This window comes from Cytobacillus firmus DS1 (assembly GCF_000565285.1).
In the GTDB taxonomy this organism is placed as follows: Bacteria; Bacillota; Bacilli; order Bacillales; family Cytobacillaceae; genus Cytobacillus; species Cytobacillus firmus_A.
Genome location: NZ_APVL01000018.1, coordinates 37653 through 55180, shown reverse-complemented (window position 1 = coordinate 55180; position 17528 = coordinate 37653). Strand labels below are relative to the sequence as shown.

Annotated in this window: 15 protein-coding genes; 8 read left to right on the top strand and 7 right to left on the bottom strand. The window is 36.0% G+C overall.

Going from position 1 to position 17528, the window contains the following annotated elements:
- Window positions 1-12 precede the first annotated feature (12 nt).
- The 5 genes from PBF_RS19595 to PBF_RS19575 all read right to left on the bottom strand — a co-directional run bounded on the left by PBF_RS19595 (window position 13) and on the right by PBF_RS19575 (window position 5248).
- The gene (locus PBF_RS19595; RefSeq protein ID WP_035332131.1) at window positions 13-1104 is read right to left on the bottom strand and encodes a hypothetical protein; all 1092 of its coding nucleotides are present in this window, start codon (window positions 1102-1104) and stop codon (window positions 13-15) included.
- Window positions 1105-1120: 16 nt separating this feature from the next.
- Window positions 1121-1771 (bottom strand): SAF domain-containing protein, encoded by a 651-nt coding sequence (locus PBF_RS19590; protein WP_035332130.1) that lies wholly within the window; start codon window positions 1769-1771, stop codon window positions 1121-1123.
- Window positions 1772-1783: 12 nt separating this feature from the next.
- Window positions 1784-3199, bottom strand: coding sequence for a hypothetical protein (locus tag PBF_RS19585; RefSeq protein ID WP_035332129.1), 1416 nt, complete (start codon window positions 3197-3199; stop codon window positions 1784-1786).
- Window positions 3200-3344: 145 nt separating this feature from the next.
- Entirely contained in the window at window positions 3345-4352 is a 1008-nt protein-coding gene (locus tag PBF_RS19580) for a hypothetical protein (protein WP_035332128.1), read from the bottom strand.
- Window positions 4353-4549: 197 nt separating this feature from the next.
- Complete coding sequence (locus PBF_RS19575) at window positions 4550-5248, bottom strand: MerR family transcriptional regulator (RefSeq protein ID WP_160169272.1); 699 nt, start codon at window positions 5246-5248, stop codon at window positions 4550-4552.
- A 996-nt stretch (window positions 5249-6244) separates the two neighbouring features.
- Here PBF_RS19575 and PBF_RS19570 point away from each other — a divergent pair.
- Window positions 6245-6697: a hypothetical protein gene (locus tag PBF_RS19570; protein WP_152539709.1), complete on the top strand. Its 453-nt coding sequence runs from the start codon at window positions 6245-6247 to the stop codon at window positions 6695-6697.
- Window positions 6698-6723: 26 nt separating this feature from the next.
- Window positions 6724-7299 carry a hypothetical protein gene (locus tag PBF_RS19565; protein WP_035332124.1) on the top strand — a complete coding sequence of 192 codons (576 nt, stop codon included), beginning with the start codon at window positions 6724-6726 and terminating at the stop codon, window positions 7297-7299.
- A 350-nt stretch (window positions 7300-7649) separates the two neighbouring features.
- Here the strand turns inward: PBF_RS19565 and PBF_RS19560 are convergent, their stop codons facing one another.
- Both PBF_RS19560 and PBF_RS19555 read right to left on the bottom strand, forming a co-directional pair.
- Complete coding sequence (locus PBF_RS19560; RefSeq protein ID WP_035332123.1) at window positions 7650-8159, bottom strand: hypothetical protein; 510 nt, start codon at window positions 8157-8159, stop codon at window positions 7650-7652.
- A gap of 62 nt (window positions 8160-8221) precedes the next feature.
- A complete protein-coding gene (locus tag PBF_RS19555; protein WP_035332122.1) occupies window positions 8222-9433 on the bottom strand; it encodes a ParM/StbA family protein in 1212 nt (403 codons plus the stop codon).
- A gap of 676 nt (window positions 9434-10109) precedes the next feature.
- On the opposite strand from PBF_RS19555, the gene PBF_RS19545 reads away from it, so the two are divergent.
- From PBF_RS19545 to PBF_RS19520, 6 genes are all read left to right on the top strand, one after another.
- The gene (locus tag PBF_RS19545; RefSeq protein ID WP_035332120.1) at window positions 10110-11417 is read left to right on the top strand and encodes a hypothetical protein; all 1308 of its coding nucleotides are present in this window, start codon (window positions 10110-10112) and stop codon (window positions 11415-11417) included.
- Window positions 11418-11536: 119 nt separating this feature from the next.
- Window positions 11537-14320: a TraM recognition domain-containing protein gene (locus PBF_RS19540; RefSeq protein ID WP_035332119.1), complete on the top strand. Its 2784-nt coding sequence runs from the start codon at window positions 11537-11539 to the stop codon at window positions 14318-14320.
- 155 nt (window positions 14321-14475) lie between these two features.
- Window positions 14476-15384 (top strand): hypothetical protein, encoded by a 909-nt coding sequence (locus PBF_RS19535; protein ID WP_035332117.1) that lies wholly within the window; start codon window positions 14476-14478, stop codon window positions 15382-15384.
- The gene (locus tag PBF_RS19530) at window positions 15374-16522 is read left to right on the top strand and encodes a replication-relaxation family protein (protein WP_035332115.1); all 1149 of its coding nucleotides are present in this window, start codon (window positions 15374-15376) and stop codon (window positions 16520-16522) included. The genes PBF_RS19535 and PBF_RS19530 overlap by 11 nt, the downstream gene beginning before the upstream one ends.
- Window positions 16512-16988: a hypothetical protein gene (locus PBF_RS19525; RefSeq protein ID WP_152539707.1), complete on the top strand. Its 477-nt coding sequence runs from the start codon at window positions 16512-16514 to the stop codon at window positions 16986-16988. The genes PBF_RS19530 and PBF_RS19525 overlap by 11 nt, the downstream gene beginning before the upstream one ends.
- A gap of 1 nt (window position 16989) precedes the next feature.
- Entirely contained in the window at window positions 16990-17229 is a 240-nt protein-coding gene (locus PBF_RS19520) for a DUF1292 domain-containing protein (protein ID WP_035332112.1), read from the top strand.
- Window positions 17230-17528 lie beyond the last annotated feature (299 nt).

The following is a 17528-nucleotide window of genomic DNA, read 5'->3' as shown; positions in this document are numbered from 1 at the left end:
TAAAGCTCCTCCCTACCTAGCAAAACTAAAGAAACTCTTCTTTTTCTTTTCAGTTGGTAATGTTGTAATCCCCTTAGCCATACGATTAAAAAACCGGTTATAAGATTTAACATAGTAGTTATATAAAACCCCATCAGAGCCATCCACTGGAATAAGAGGAATCTTTTCGAATAAAGTAACACCCGTTTCCTCTTCGATTTTTTTAGGTTTAATAAGATGGATTGGATCAAAGCGGTTGACTACCATTAATAAATCCTCTTTTTGAATTCCAATTGGTGAGAGGAATTGATCAAACCATCTATTAAAGTTTCTAATTGAGTATTCATCTTGATTAGCAACTAAGATTTTTGTCCCACTTGCCATAATGCCTGCGAGAGCACCAGAAGTATCATATATAGAACCTAAATCAAGAATGACAAAATCATATTCTTCCTTAACAATATTAATTAGTGAATGGATCGGCTCCGGATGATATTTATTTTTCTTCAAGAAATTTCGGTTACCAACCAAATATTGAATTCCATGAATTTCAATCAGTTGCTTTTTCAAACCTTCTGCATCAAACAAGTGATTAGATACTGAGTGATATATAGAATCAAAAGAAAACTCTGAGGGGAAACCGATTATTTCCCCAGGATTATAGAAATTCAATCCTATTACACAGACTTTGTAATTTAGTTCTCTTAGAGCCACCCCTAGACTTAAGGCGGTCTGTGTAACACCACTTTGAGAGTGTGTGCCGGAAATACTAATTACATTTTGATTTTGTTTTACAATATGTTCTAACCATTCCTGCAGGATTAATTGTTTGAATTCATCTCTGGAATTTTCCTTATAAAAAGGAACAATTCTCTGAGCATTACATATTCTTTTTTGTGTTTCATTTAGTGGGCTGTCAACAAGTAATATCGTTTTTATGGATGGCTGCACATCACGAAAATCTATTATGGATGAGAAGTCAACAAATTCCTGATCCACCAAAAGCGCATCGCATTTCAACTTGTCCAATTCGTCAACGCTACTTAATTTAATAACTTCACTTTGAAGCTGCCCTTCAATTATTTGAATATAATCAACGTGATTTGATAGTGTGGCTACTTTCATTTCATATCCTCCGTTCCTAGTAGCTAAAAATCAGCTTGTAACCTGCTTCTACAGACTTTTTAACTTTTATAAATTCTTCGTTTGTCATGTTGATCTCCAATTGTGAAGCCTGGGAGCCTGCATCCAACCGATCTTTTTCTGAATTGATACCTTTTACCTCAGTGTTGGAGCTGTTTTTGATAAAGGCGACCACCTTACCTTCCAAGATGGGTTTCTCCACTGAAAATTGATTACTTTCAGGTCTGCTCTTATCTGTTTGAACTAACCATAAGTCCACCATATCTAAACGCCTTAAACTCCCGGGAATTGTTTCTATCCAGCTATTTGGAATAGCAAAGAATTTTTCTCCATCTTTAGCTCTTAATAATGGACTATCTACCTTTTTTTCTGTAAAAATATCGTTTACTGAAATAAATCCTGTAGCTCTCTGACCTACAATCTTTTTAGGGTCTACTATCACATTCTCATGAAGCAAATCATTTGGGTATTTGCCTAAATAAATATCGTCTTCCCCAATTACTTCATTAGGTTCAAAGTCCTTATTAGCAAATACAACAGTTGAGGTATTTAACATTCCATGCAATTTCGTTTCATAAAGAAAGATATAAGCTATAAAACTTATAATAAAAAATACAGCTAAACCTCTCATAAAAATGGTCTTTTTCAATTTTTGGTCCTCCTACCTTGTTACGGTTATCTTTGGGAACTTCCATTTTGTTTTTGTTTTCTTTTTAAGGAATTCTTGAGGTAATATCATTTCAATTAATTCGTTAGTTAAGCTCTCTAAATCTTCAACAAGACTTTTCGAATTTGTAATGGGAACCCTCTCACTCTCACACTTAAAGATTTCTTCTCTGTTAAGATCAGGTACGATCCAAATATCATCGAATACATCATTGAAAATAGAGTGATTGGCAATTTTATATGTAGCCTTATTCATTACAATCTGAAGGTTTTCAATCCATTCTCCATTTTCTTTCAACAATGAGGGATATGGCCTCTTCTCAATAATCACTTGATTTAGAAATGGATCAGGCTCTGTAATGAAGAAAATATAATCAGCCATTTGACAAAGTTCCAGGTAAATTTCGTTGTTCCAATCAACACCTACATCGACTATCTTAATAGGAGTTCTTTGGCTAAGCAGCACCTTTAGAAACGTCTCAAAATCCAATTTGTCATATGGGTTTTCTTTTAGTGGGTTTAATACATTCATATATACATTTTTATAATTCCAATCAGTTGAATCATCCTTTTGAAAGTGAAAGTCGCAAAAGGGACTAACATAATTTCCCGATAGTCCTTCTCCCCAATATCGATCATAGGTATATCCATATCGATAAGGGTTCTCCAAATAGGACACTGATATATCCTTTTCAGCTAATATGAAAGAGAGATAGTGTGCAAAGAAGGAACTACCTACCCGACTAGCTGCTCCACCGACTAAAATCAATTTGGGTTGAACTGTTACCCCGATTACTTTTGTTTCTGTTTGTTGAAAGTTAATATTGAACTCTCTTTTTATTATTTGCTTATCTCTTTTTTCCTTTTCCTGCTTTTTTTCTTTCGGCTCCGGATGATTCCTTTTATTAGAGGTTTCTATCTTAATAGTTGATGGGCCGCTGTCCATTTTCCTCCAAGGGATTCCAGGGTCAACTTTTCTGAACAGCGATACCTCACCAAAACTCTTTCCAGATTCAAGTGCATCCAATATCAGCTGTACTGATAGATTGTTATCTTGTCTTAAAAAAATGTTATAAATACCCATATTGACGAGTTCTGCCAAGAATGGGTGTCCTACCCTTTCGGAAGAAAGTATGGCCATTCGAATATGTGGAAATTTTTCTCGTAACGTTACCAATAAGTTTGATAAATAATCTAATCTTAAATCATTTAATTTTTTTGCTAAGTCACTTGTTAAGATCAACCCGTATATTTCTTCCTCAGTCTCTTCAAGGTACTTAAGTAGATCCTCTTCAGATACCACAACTTCCGGAATTATATAGCCTTCCTTTTTCTGTATGAACGTCTTAAAAGCATTTGCCATTGCAGGATCAATCATTCCCACGACTATGTGTTTTTTATCTGCATTCACGATTACACCCCTTTCCGAAAAAAAAAACGCACTCTGACCCGTTTAAGGCAAGAGTGCGTTCTTCGCATCTTAATCACATATTAATAGTTGTATTGTTAGAAAAATAATTTGGTGGTTCTCTTGGTAATTCTTTCTAACACATATTCTATTCAATTGCGCTTTCAATTTCAACCCTATTTTTAAATAAAATTTTATTTGTGTCATGTAAGGTTGTTTTTTCACCAGTTGCAAAATCAATCCATAAGCCGCAGCTTGAGTTATGGTTACTCCATGCTTCTATAACATCACTGTTGAAAAATGGCTGGTTTTCTACCTGATGCCAACTAAAGTCATTTGAGCTATATGGTAGGTACAGTTGGTGTCTGATATTTAACTCAGGGACCGGAAACATTGTTTCCGTACTTATAATGACACTCACTGTAATAATTTCTGAAAGCTGAACAATACTTCCCAATAGCTTTCTTATAATCTCCTTAATTTCTACGCTTGTGTCCATCTCTGTTAATTTCTTCGGAATATCAATTACCAGTAGCATTTGCTGAGGTTCTGCCAGGGATGATGTTAAAGCCCAATACGACCACATACCTTTTATGTACTCTATTAATAGATCAACAGGACTTTCAACGTCTTTGATTTCATAAACATACCCTCTTTTGTAGTTCCAAGTTATTGTCTCCAATTTTTTTAGCTCTTTAAGTAACCACTCTTTTTCTTCAGAATCTTGTAAGCTATTAATAGCCCTTAAATAGCCGACCAGTGGTCCTTCTTGATGTTTACGATAAGATGCAAGAGGAATTAACTCACTTCTAGTAACACCTCTTTTAATACATAACGCTTCAAAATACAGTTGCACAAAGGACATCCTTGTTTCCTCAAACGGACCATTTCTTACATGTCGTTCAGCTGGCTGCGATTCAAATTCAATCATATTGAAATCGTCTGATGTTTCTGACTCACCTGGCCTTACATCCCCTATCCAGAAAAGACTTTTGTGATCAATCTGGTACAAGGTATCACTTATCTTTTCTAACAGCTGCATTTTATTGGATTGATTTTTGTCACCAATTATTGCTGTTTTTGAACTGTATAAATCATACCAATGCCATTCAAAATTTTCATCTACGAACTGAAACGGATTCATTAGTTTTTGCACTGTAGTCCCCTCCTAAGAAAAAAAACGCAATCCTGCCCTTACCGGTAGATTGCGTTCTTCGCTTATAATTAATTATTAGATTTTATATGGTAAATATATCTTAACATCCCACATATTACAATACTTTGAATATATTTTCTGAGTATCTCACCTACTAAGAGATCAATTCTTCACCTATTAGTAGGCTCTATTATAGTTTATCCCCCGAATAAACGGCTGAAAAATCCCTTGTTCTTCTGTTCTTCTGCTTCTTTCTTTCTTTGCTCCATTAACTCTCTTAATAGCTTTAATGACTCTGCATCTCGCCTTTTCAATTCCTCAGTTAATTCTTTATCGCGCTTTTCCTGTTCATCTTGTAGACCTTGTAACTTAGTTTCTACAATACTTTGATTATCAAGTAACTCCTTTCGAACCTCTTCTCTAAGCGTCTCCTTTAAAATTTCACGTTCAGTAGCAAGCTGCTGCTGGAATTCCTCAACCAAATCATTTCGAATCTGTTTAGTTGTTTCACCTATCATGTAGCTGAACAGTGTCCTCACACGTTGGTTATCCAGCAATCTTTGTACATCATCAGCATTTAATAGATCACCAGTTTTATTACTTGGCTTCGGAACTGGAGCATCTTCTTCATCTCTTAAATTGAAACGTTCTCTCATGTCTTTCAACATTGCCGCAATATCTTTCATAGTTGTTCTTCTGCCATGTTCATCTTTCAAGTCTTGGATAAATTTAAATATTTGCAGGTCGTCATCATAGTAAATTCTTTCATTTCGATTATTCCGTTTCACATAATGCACTTCAAATTGTTCTAATTGATCAGTCCAATTCCTTAAAGTTGATGCTGGAACTCCAAGCCGATCCGCAGCATCACCAAGGGTTATAAATTCAACTTCCATTTGCATCTTCCCTTTCGAATCCACCTATTAATAGTTCAATTATCGCATATTTATAACCTATTAAACAAGCCGCTCTACTTGAGAACTCACATCTCAATTCACCTTTTCCAGCTCTTTGCAGCCAGAATGTTCCGCTCCCCAATAATCACAACCTTCCAATTCTCTCGCCCTACATCATAACTCATAGCTCGATATTATATTCAACCTATTAATAACCCTGCTGATATTTTGCCCTTCATGAGAATTCATATATCGATTTATCAAGTAACATACTAAGAGGTCGCATATATAAGTTGCTATTCATGATAGTTCGTATTTGGATATATTATTTAACATCTCAATAGGGTATATAGGGACTTGCTCTTCATTGTAATTCACAGCTTGAACATCCATATAACATATTAATAGGCTAATATGTTATCTTGTCCTACATGAGATTTCGTATTTAGATAACGATTTGCAGGAAATTACTCTCGCATTAACTTTAATTATTGTTGGGTATAAATTTTTATATAAACATTTATAATTATTTATATAAATTAGTCATAAATATTTATATAATTAATAATAAAATGATTTTTAGAGGGGAGAAGGGGAGATTTAATAGTTTCGCAGGGGTAACGAGACTTTTAGAATTGAATTCAATAATTAGCATTTCTAAGTGGGGTACATCAAAATAGGTTAGTAATCTATACAGGAAGGATAATTTCAAGAGCATTATCGGGGGGGGGCTTAAATGGCAGCGCTAGCTGCAGAAGATACACTGTAAAAGCAGTTATGATTGAAAATCCAAATAATGAATCAAAACGAAAACATATATATGTTTGTCCGACTTGCAAAACAGAGAATGGGTTGCGAGATGCAAAAGTTATTAATCCACAGAGCTTCAGGATAATACAGAAGACGGAAGCGTGTATATTGCCACTTATGATGGTTCAGGCTGTTATTTAGATTCGGATGATATGTTATTATTGGCCTGTGAAATTATGAAAACCCTTGGAGATTGAAAGATTTGACGAATTAATAAATACGCAAAATAGACATACTCGTTTAAGCCGAAATTACTCCCAACGTAAACAGATTGAAGGGAAATACCTTATCCCTTTAGAATATTTGATGATTGATAAAAAACAGTTTAACCCTTCCCGAAAATGGAGTTTCAAGTGTGGAAATTGCTCCACCAAAGTCTCCAGCCAAGACGGTGGAAATTACTTTACAATTAACCCTAGCCTTAATTGGAATTTGGAATTTACCACAGAAACTGGTTTGGAACGTGCATGTTCGGAAGGATGCATAAAGGTAATAGCTAAAGACTTTGTGAGAGAATGGGTAAAGATTAATCCGAGCCGGAAACTTTTTGTTACGGAAGATTTGGAAGAAAGGCTAACGGAATTAATTAAAAAATGCATAGGGTTGGAGAAAAAGAAGAGGAGCCAGCTTAGTAGCTGATTCTCTATAAACGTGGGGGAATTGACATGAAAAAAATTGATGCAGCAATGGAAATTATGAAAATGCACCGGTCTGTTTTTCAGGCAATTGAAGAAATTACCGTAATGAGCGGAATGGAGATTCACAATATTTTTGATATGTTTGACGATACCGAGAAAATTCTTTCTTTCTTGGCTGGAGAGCCTATCCCGAATTTTTATGATAATACCAGTGAATTTCTAAGGGGAGAGGAACCGGAGGAAGGACTTAGGGAACGGTTGCTGTTCTTCAGTCAAATGGAAAACAAAGTGTTTAACGTGGAATGGGTAATGGTGCTGACCATATTGGCTGAGATTGAAAAGAAGCGTTGGGAAGTTTATGAGAAATATGAGCAAACAGGAGTTATATTTGATTTCTTTGACCGAATTGAACCTACGGGAGTAATCGATTCACTTGTTAAGAAGCTGGTTGGCGATACTGGAGAATGGCTACATCCGTATTCAGATGGAGAAATGTCTATTCAGGAAGTCATGGAATATCTTGATGAATTATTCGAAATGACTCCAGACGAATCGAATTTGTTCGTTAATCAAATGAAATCAAAGGGGAATGTGATTAACTAATGTAAAGAGTCTCCAGAGAAGAACTCCAACAGGCTCCTGATAAGTTTTTAAAAGAATTTTCAAGCGCCAGGAAGAACGCAAGAAGAAAGGTTACCGGCCTGAATTGATTCTGATCCAGGGTGGGAAAAAGTGATTTGCCATTATTGCGGCAGACATTTTCCAGAAGAGGAATTACTTATTTTCATGGATTGTGCAGTGTGATTGCTAATATGAACTGCAACAAATATGGAAATCCTAAGAGGGGCTAAGAAGGGCTATAAAAAAGCTCAATTAAAAGTGAGTATGTTAAATACAATAATTCATGATTAATTAAAAGTGCTACAACCCCTTTGGAGGCTTGTAGCACTTTTTCATCCAAATATATTTAAGTCATCAATATCTAAATCATCGTCATTTTCCCCAGTTATTTCTTCAATAATCTTTTTTTCCTTTGATTTTTCTTGATTGATGTTGACAGGGGAAAGGGAAGGCTCTTCAATTTTAGGTTTCTCTTGTTCTTTATCAACAGGTAAAACAGAGGAACCACTACTCCCTATATTATCGTTACGAGAAGAAACAGCTGGGTTTGAATCATTATTGTTTAAAGAATTTTGTTCCATTACTTCATTCTGCATAACTGGATGACTACTTTCTTTAGCAACCTTATGGCTTGGTTTATAATATGAAAAACGCTGCTTCATTTCATATGTAAGGTCTCGGATGCCATTTTCGGCTATATCTTTTTCGATTAGATATCTAATCGAATCAGCTATGGTACCTTGAGCATTAAACCAATCAACAATATGATCCGGCTCGTTTTCTTTCAATTTTAACGGTATCTGACTACCAGGTTTCTTTATGGACTTTTTTTGTCTACCCATTTTCACCCTCCTTCCATGAAGGAAGGTATAACCTCAGAGGCTATACCTTGAATCTTATAAGGTTAGGCTTTCACTTTTTTCTTGCTTTGGTTTTTCATTCGATTTAATAATACCAACAGACCCTCAACATTCATTAGGGGAGCATATTCTTCAGGAACCCAAAGAATTTCTTTGCCTAATTTTCCTCCAAGGTCTTCTAATAATGGATAAAGAGAATCCTTAAGTGCAATGCTGCCTCCTCCATAGACCACAATTAAATCGACTTCATTATCAAAAGCAGAAAGGACTCTTTGATAGTGTTTAAAAATGAATTTAGATTGTACTAGTGCAGTTTTTTGGAAAAACCTTACTGCATCTTGATGGTATTGATGATTTTCATCTTTTAAATACTCACTAAATTTTTGTCTTGTTAATTTTTTTAATGTTGAATGTTTTTCTTTAAAGTTTTGTATAGCTGCTTCTATTGCATGTCCTACACCGTGATTACACCCTGTTACAAAATGGGTATCAAGATTAAATCCGTCGGTAACTGGCATATCAGAAGTTCCATCTCCAATATCAATATGAGAAATCCGCTTGCCTTTTAGATACTCTCCAGTAATTTCTTTCCCATAATCTTCACTAAAATGTTTGAATATTTCATCGTTTCGATTGTTAAGATTTTGATCAAACAAGAGCGCGAATAGGGCAGGAACACCTTCAGCTGCAACCTTAACCTGTCCAAATCTTATTTTAACAAGCACATCTACATTGTTAATATGGACAGTTACATTATGAATTAAAGATTCATTGTCTCCAGTAAATCGCTTGGCAAAAACGTCAGCATTCTTTGGATTCCATTGTTCAACAGGTAATGCTGTCAGCATATCAACTGTCACATCTAGTTCTGAAGGGATCTTCTTATTCTCTTTAAAGTAATTTTGAACTGCTTTTGCTGCCAATGTTCCTAGAGTATTAATGATTGGCAAATCACTATCATACTTAGTATCTAGCTCAACATCCATCGAAACTGGTTGGTATTTGCTTTTAATTGCTTTTAGGCCTATATAATAATCCCCATTAAATTGAATGCTGCGCGAAGAAATTGTGACATCAATTTGATTCATTAAGTTTTCGATTTGTGATTCTGGGGATACGTTATCTACAAAGCCTTTTGAGGTCGGCTCCGCATATACATTTGGTTGTCTAACTAAATCTCCGTTTATGTATAAAGCTTGCTCTGAGTTGCCATTATCATTTGTACAATCTAAATGAATTTCTGGTGTTTTTGCCATACCGTTTTTTTCCTCCTCAGGAAGATTAATTTATTTATATAAAAAATTATACCAATATTTATTTTTTTGTCAACGCTACTCCAAAATTTATATAAATACTTATATAAAAATAGGTTCCGCTTTTATATTTATATTTATACTAATATTTATATAAAAGTTTTCATTTTGTATTCTCTGCTAAGACAGTTTAGGATACATCCAACATGAAATTCTAGAGCTTTAAGAAAGACTCCCCCACCATATTTTTTACCGATTATTGCGTTTAAGTCATGGTCATTTATCCAGATTTCCTCCTTTGGGGTGTTCAAAAAGAGGGAGGGGGAGCTGGGATTAATAGTTCGAAAATCTTTCAATCTACCAACTGTATTACTAGTAAATTTAAACTGTTTTGAAACAGTGCGAAAATTGTCGAATTTGTAATCCATTTCTATAATCCTTTTCTCTAATGTCAAGGGATGAATGAAAAGGATTATAGAAATGGAACAACATAAACCCTTATATATCAACGTTTACAGACTAAAAAACGTGGCTAAAGGTGCACAGTTCCAAGGCGTGACTTTATTGTGGCTTATTGCACCTTGAAATTGACCATTCATACTATACTATTTTTTTAAATTTTCCTTTAGGTTTTTCACTCACTAATCTACAATAAATTAAAACTGTTTTATGGAGGTTAATGGGAACAATGCCAATTTTTTGTGGATATAAACTTTTCCCTAAACAACTAAAGATATTAGATTTTTTATTTAGACGAAGAGCTGCAACAACTGAACAAATTACAAGGGGGTTAGGTTACCGCCTAAACTATAATTCTAAGAAAGGGATATACACTAACATTTTGGAACTTAAGAATTCTGAACTTATTGATTCGGACAGTATAAGGGGAACTAATAAACACCTTCATTACTTGACAGAAAAAGGTCATGAACTAATGGATTTGTATAACGGCATAGCGCCAGGGCATAAAGGAGAAGGGTATGATAATGATCTTGGTGATTTCCCCTATGACTTATACAAATATCCATTAAAACAAACAGAGCACTTCAAATTAATTTGCGATGTATACCTTGAAGTAAAAGAGGCAAACGAAAGGATACTGGATAAAAAGAAACAGACGAACATACATTCGGAAGATGAAGCAGAAATAAAACCCTCGACTGACGAACATACGTTCCTTGTGAAATTCAGAGATAATCTATATGCGTCTCAAAATTTCTATCTTCGGACAGACAAAACTAAAACTAAGTACTCTTATAAGCCTGATTCAGAAATAAAGATTGGTGAATACACCTATCCAGTAGAAATAGACCGAGCTACAGAAAGAGGGCAAAGGTTCAACCTGAAATTTGAAGGTTATAGGAGATACTTTGATTATTTATCTGAAAAAGAACTGCCGCTCCCCAAAGGAATCATTTTTATTGCAGAAGAAAAATTGAATAATCGTATGATTACTAAAAGATGGTCGAGTATTGCAAATCGTTTTCTTGCTGAAATTGGAGAATACTCTGAGCAAGTGAACCTATACTTCACTTCAATAAATAAGCTTCAAGAATTGTTAATTAGAGAATTTACGTTCAAACATGAAGAACGCTTGTTAAATGAACAAGTTTCAAAGATGTACGAAAATGGAGATTACTTATTAGGGGAGAAAGTACAAAGATTCCAAGGTGCCCCTCAATATCCTATCTCAGTTGGTGAAAGAGACGATAAGGAGAACTTTAATTATTTTGTTAGAGTAGAAGGATTTCAAACCCAGGGGCTGATTACAGCAATCCGCTTCAAAGAATTTTACAATAAATTAAATGCCTCAAAAGAAACAGATAAGAGTGATCTGGCTACTCCGGTTTTTTATTATTTATTTGAACCACCGCAATTAAGCGGGCTTACGATCATGAAAAATCAGCAGCAGTTTTTTAGCAGGGCAATTTACTTCAACCTTGCAACAGGTGAGTATGAAAAGGTAAATTTAGCTAATACTTGTTGACACGTATTTCAGTGATTCAATATAATTTGATTAAATTAATATATTTCATAGAGCGGAAGAACCGTCCTCATACCTTGGGGGCGGTCTTTTTGTTTTAAAGGGGAAGGAGTTAGATTAGAGTGACAAATATTGAAAAGTTTAAGGCGTGGGTGAGAGACTATGAAAGTGTTGAACATTGGATAAGGATGATTTTCCACACAAGAGCTGTACAGGTTTTAACATTGCTTAACATGTCTTTAGGGATTATCGGATTTTTAACCTGGTTCAAATTATGTTTTGGGATATCATTTTTTATTCCTCACTTTGTTAATGTAAATTGGCCATCATACTTACTGATTGTCTATCTACCGTTGCTGACGTGGTTTTACTCAACAATCACTCAGCCAATAAAAGATGGTTTTAAAATTAAAGTTGATTGGACAAAGGAGGAGAAGGGTAGGCTGCATGCCTTTATCAGGAATATTATCCCCTTTATCTTTCTCTTATGGGCCTCTGCAGCAAAATACATTCATGAAAATTATGAACCATTAATTGGTCCTATTCGAGTAGATCCCAACCAATATAATCAATTGTTGGTCACAAACATGGATTCCTTAATTAAGCTTTTGTACTTTTTGCCTGTATTTTTCACCCTTATCCTTTTGGTTGTCTACTATCGTCATTATGCGATTAATAAGGATATTCTCAGAGACCAATTCTTTAAGTGGCAATTCCCCCCTCTTGCTCGGTTTTCGCACAATCTGGTATATGACCAATTTGATGTCATTGTGGGCTGGGATAAGAAAACCAAAAAACCGCTAATTTTAAAGCAGAAACAACGGTTTCTACATGAACTAGTGAATGGAGCAACAGGTAGTGGTAAAACAAGTACTGCTATTTTAGTCAGAATTGCACAGGATTTAATAAAGATTTCAAAGGGAATACCTGGAGGAATTGTTGTTCTTGAGCCGAAAGGTGACTTAGTAGATGATGTAGTAAAACTTGCAAAAGAGTTAGGTGTTCCAGATGAAAAAATCATGGTAATCGATCCGACAAAAGACCAATCTACAAAATTCAACCCGTTTTATGGGCCGATAGGTGCTGCTGCCGAATCCTTCAGGGGGACAATTACAGCGCTGACGGAGAATCAGGATTCATTTTTTAAAGGACAGCAGGAGGAAACTGCTGCATTCTACACCATGCTGGCTAAAATACTGTTTGGAAATTTGACGAATATAACACACATACAACAAATGTTTCTAGATGCCCGCTACCTAGCGACTTTAACTGAAAGAGCTAGAGCCATAATTGAGGAACATCATAAAAATGAATCTATGTCAGAGAAGGTCTTAAACCAATGGGATGGTATTGTACGATATTTTGAGGATGATGTACTGGATTATAAGACTTTCAGAGATAAAGACGAGATAAAACCTGTTTTATATCCTGAAGGGCATCGCTATGCTGGGAAACAAATGGTAGAGAGTAAAAAAGATAAGTTCGTAACCGGTGCTAAAAAGTACTTGAACGACATCTCCATGAATGCTATGTTGAGTCAGCTTATGATTTCACAAGACGGAGAAAAAGTTTTGAACTTAGATGACTTCTTAGAGAATGGCGGAGTACTTCTGATCAACACCGCTCTTGGTGAGCTTGAGGAGTTATCCCTTTTATTTGGCCAATTCTTCATCCGCCAGTTTCAAAGTGCAGTATTCAGACGTCCCAAGGATGGCGCGGAAATCGGAAGTGATGAAAACAAAAGAATATACAAACGGATCCCTATTTTCTTTAATGTCGATGAATTTCCGCTTTATATCAATCAGGCTTTTGAACGCATGCTCACCTTAGGACGCTCTTACAACGTTGGCTCATTAATTGCTATCCAGTCGTTGGGTCAACTTGAGACAGTAATTAAGGGATATAGACAAACGATAATGACAAACGCCTCTTCCAAAACAGTGTTTGGACGTGGAGTGGTTGATGACAACAAAATATTCTCAGAGACATTCTTAGAAGATAAGTTTGTAGAAGAATCCCTGAACGAATCAACCACACCGGTTACAATTGAAAAGCAGCAATGGGGCTACCGTCACAATACACAGAAAATATTAGCACCGGCCTTTACCCCATCTGATATTGCTCGACTTCCGTTTAAACATATGATTGTACAGCTTGTTAATGAGGATGAATCGTTAGAAGATGCAAGAATCGCGACTGGTACATTTGTATCCGAGTCCAAGTTTCTTAAGCGTTACTTTAAAAAGCAGCTGGATATTAAGTCCGAGCAGTCAGAAGAGACTGACGACACTGAGTACAACCTAGTAGATTCAGCATTGGGTCATCTTAGCGGATTAAGTGATGAATTCCCAACTATGGAAAACGCAGAAAGCGGAGGAACCAAAGATACTAAAGTGGAGTCACCAAATGAAACACTAGCATCTAATGAAACTCAACCAAAAGATATAGATGAACATGAAACAACAGTGGACAACCAAACGGCTGATCCTAATGATAAATGGCGCTTTAATGATATAACGGACGACATTGACAGCACCTATGTGTTTGAGGATAAAGAGGTTTCCCAAGGTACACTTCTTTTCAAAGAAGTTGAGACAGGGGTTATCGCTAAACCTCCTAAACAAAAAAAACTTAGTGAAGCTACCGTCGAAAATCAAGAAGACAAGAGTACTCAGCAATTATCTTTGCAAGATATGATTACCTCACCACCGAATTCAGAAGAGACGTCTGGAAATGAAAGTCATATTCATAGCATTCCAGATAAAGAAACTAATGAATCTGTTGATAGCCTCCTTAAAGCTGTAGAAGAGGCCGCTGCTTCTCGGAATTTCAATAAAGACAATCAAAAGGTACCAAATTCTAGCGGTATTACCGAAAATCTTGAAATAGTGGAAGATGATTTGTAAAAAACTATTGCATTCCTTCCAGTAATTCCTTATATTAATAAATAAGCATTACAATTAAATTAAACCAAAAACAACGGAAGAACCGTTTCAGCCATTAAAGGCTTGAAGCGGTTCTTTTTTTGTTTTCAGGAACTATTAAAAGGAGAGTGTTGTATATGTATTTATCGAATGAGATTGAAGCTGAAAGAGCAGCAGCTTGGGCAGACATAAAAGAATCCCAGCGTGCAGGAAATGTATTAACAGCAAAAGCCATTGGGATCGAATACTTTGAACTAGGAGAACTAAAGCAAGAGTGCTTGAAACTGAATTACAATGGGATTTATGGGTATCTGCCTACTACCTTTATTGATACCTATGAGTTTAGAGGAATTCAGAACTTTGTCGGAAAGACTTTTGAATTTGTTGTCTCTTATGTAAGCTTTGATGATCAAATTTTTGCGGCAAACCGTATTCTAGCACTTGAAAAATCAGCAAGACGTTTTTGGAAAAATGGTAAGCCGGGGGATATCTATCCTGCATTTGTTCGAGGTGTTGACCGTTATCATGTATACCTACTCGTTAGCGGTGTCCCTACAAGAATGCATCGCGATGAGTTTTCGTACGTGTTTTCCGATGACCTAAGAGAAGAGATCTTCATTGGAGAAACCATCGATGTGAAGGTTCTAGAAATTAACAAACCCAATCCAGATTTAGAAATCGAAGGTGACGAACCAACTGCAGAAGAGAAAAGAGCCATTGAAGGGAACATTTCTGTCAGCAAGAAAGCACTGGAAATTGACCCAATGTCTTTCATTAATGAGTATAAAGAAAAGTCCACATATTTAGGCACCATCACAAAGATTCACGTAGATCACGGAATTTTTATCAGCTTGGAGCCTAGAGGAATTACAGTTCGCAGCGGCTTTCCTCCTGGATCAAACGGAGCTCGCCTTCAAGTTGGAGATGAAGTAAACTTCAAAATTCAGGATATCAATGTTAAGGAACGCAGAATCAAAGGGCTTATTATCACACCGAACCAAAACTATAAAAACAAATCAAACCGGAGCTATCAATATGGCAGATAACCTTACCGCTCAATTAGATATTAATGATCCGCTCATGAAAGGCAGGCTAACTTCTTCCCCAAAGAAGTTAGCTGAATTACCTTTAGCTTCTAACAATCCATACGATCCTGAAACAAGCCCAAGTGATATTCTTAAATATCTTCCTCCTGATGGAACGATGTTTGGATTATATGCCGACCCTTATGCCACACTGGTGTTTTACCAACCAAGAGAAGGCAACCATAGCGGAAAGTATTGGCTTAATGAGCGAATGGAGAAGCATTCATTTACTGACAAAGAGTTAAATTTAATTGACTTCCTGTCCACAAATAGAATCGCTACCCGGAATCAGATTCAACGAGTGGTCTTTGAGCCAGAAGACAGTGACCTAAAGATAAGGGATTTTATCAAGAAGTGCAGAAAAAGGGGAATCATTACTGCCTTTTCATGGGTTACTCCATGTAATAACGGTAAAAAGAAGCCTTTAATTTATGGTCTCACTAGAATTGGAGCCGCTGCCGCTCAAGTCCTGTTCCAAAGAGAAGTACCAAAAGAATTCATTTTCCAACCAGTCGTCTTCAATCACTCAAGAGGTCCTAAAATGTCGGGATTCTTTCATGATTTGGTCAGTAATGAATTATTCTCTGAATTTAAGAGACTCGATCGTGTCATTTCTTGGGAGCGCAAGCCATCTATCCGCTTAAAGGATGGAACTACCCATAAACCAGGTATAGCAACTGAACTAATCAAAGATAAGGGTCAATTCCTTACGTTCTGGGTTGAAATATTCCGAATTACACCTGATTGGATTGAACATGTGACCAGCCGCTTTCAAAAGACTCAGCTTGCATTTGAGAAACTACCCTTACAAGAACAGCCGAAGAGGGTTATTGTCATATTAGACAGTGATTCAAGGATTCCCTACATTGCCCGGCTCGCAGAAGAACATATGCCTTCCGTTGAAGTGCGATATACAACTGATGAAAGACTACTAATGGGAATTGGAGTAGATAGTTTCCTTTTATACGACCACCAAACAAATCAAATGAAACGGTCACCCATTAACTTTTTATCAGATGATTATGCAGGTATGTCTGCTACAGAGTTCTTCGCATCACAGACTTTTGAAATAGAGGATGAGGATGAATTTGAGGAATAAAACCGTGATAAATAACGAGATTATGGAGTTGGGGAAGGAATTTTGGGGATTATTGTCCTTTGAAACCAACCTAACGGGCCTTTATGAATATTTAGAATTAAACAAGTTCGGTGTTGCCCTGACCACATTAGCTAATTGGATTGTGTTTCCTGAGTTAATGCCACCTGATATTAGAAATTCGATTCGCTTAAAAATCATTGCAAGATACCAAACAGAAGAGTATAAAACCATTCCTTACGTTCTTATGACGAAAGAGCAAACTGAGGTTTACGAACATACCTTAGAGCTCCTAAACTTTAAATATAACAACGTCACGGCCTCTCCAGGCGCCTATAAAAGGATATATTCCATGCGAAAGGAATCATTTGAAGCGGTCCTTCATCAATTTATAAAATACAGATACTTAGATAAGGAAAGTATGTTTAAGTATTATGACTATTATTTAGAAACACAGGAGGGGAAATAGAGTGATTCAGCCTATAGGAATGGTGTTAGTGAATGAAGAAGGTGAAACTCATGATGATGTTTCCCTCATTAAGCTTATCGATGTTAATTCAAAAAGATTTGCTGTTCTGCAGGATGATGAGGGAATTTCGTTCGCCCAACTTACCATAGACAATACTGGCCATACCTGCTTTACTGATATAACCGATGAAGAAGAATTTAAAGTGGTTGAGAGGATCTATCGGAAATCACCTAATGAGTAGTCCTCTATTGATATATAAATAAAGAACTTTCACCCTACAAAGGATTGAAAGTTCTTTTTATTTGGTTGCTAGACTTCTAAATTTCGTGGTAATATAAGGTATATTATTTAACTTTAACCATTTCACATCCCCTCTATGCAGAAGGGACACTTTGTAACAAGAAAGCGCTCTAAGAGTGAACGAATGTATTCTTATGAATACAAATTGATTCGTTTTTCTTAGAGGGCTTTTTTGTATTTTAAAGCACCTAAAACTTTTTTAAGGAGGAGTAATTGATGAACACACACATTTTTAACAAG

Coding starts and splice junctions, on each gene's coding strand:
- PBF_RS19575 (WP_160169272.1), bottom strand. CDS start 5,248: ATGGAAGTTGAATTTATAACCCTTGGTGATGCTGCGGATCGGCTTGGA.
- PBF_RS19595 (WP_035332131.1), bottom strand. CDS start 1,104: ATGAAAGTAGCCACACTATCAAATCACGTTGATTATATTCAAATAATT.
- PBF_RS19545 (WP_035332120.1), top strand. CDS start 10,110: ATGGGAACAATGCCAATTTTTTGTGGATATAAACTTTTCCCTAAACAA.
- PBF_RS19565 (WP_035332124.1), top strand. CDS start 6,724: ATGAAAAAAATTGATGCAGCAATGGAAATTATGAAAATGCACCGGTCT.
- PBF_RS19555 (WP_035332122.1), bottom strand. CDS start 9,433: ATGGCAAAAACACCAGAAATTCATTTAGATTGTACAAATGATAATGGC.
- PBF_RS19535 (WP_035332117.1), top strand. CDS start 14,476: ATGTATTTATCGAATGAGATTGAAGCTGAAAGAGCAGCAGCTTGGGCA.
- PBF_RS19560 (WP_035332123.1), bottom strand. CDS start 8,159: ATGGGTAGACAAAAAAAGTCCATAAAGAAACCTGGTAGTCAGATACCG.
- PBF_RS19530 (WP_035332115.1), top strand. CDS start 15,374: ATGGCAGATAACCTTACCGCTCAATTAGATATTAATGATCCGCTCATG.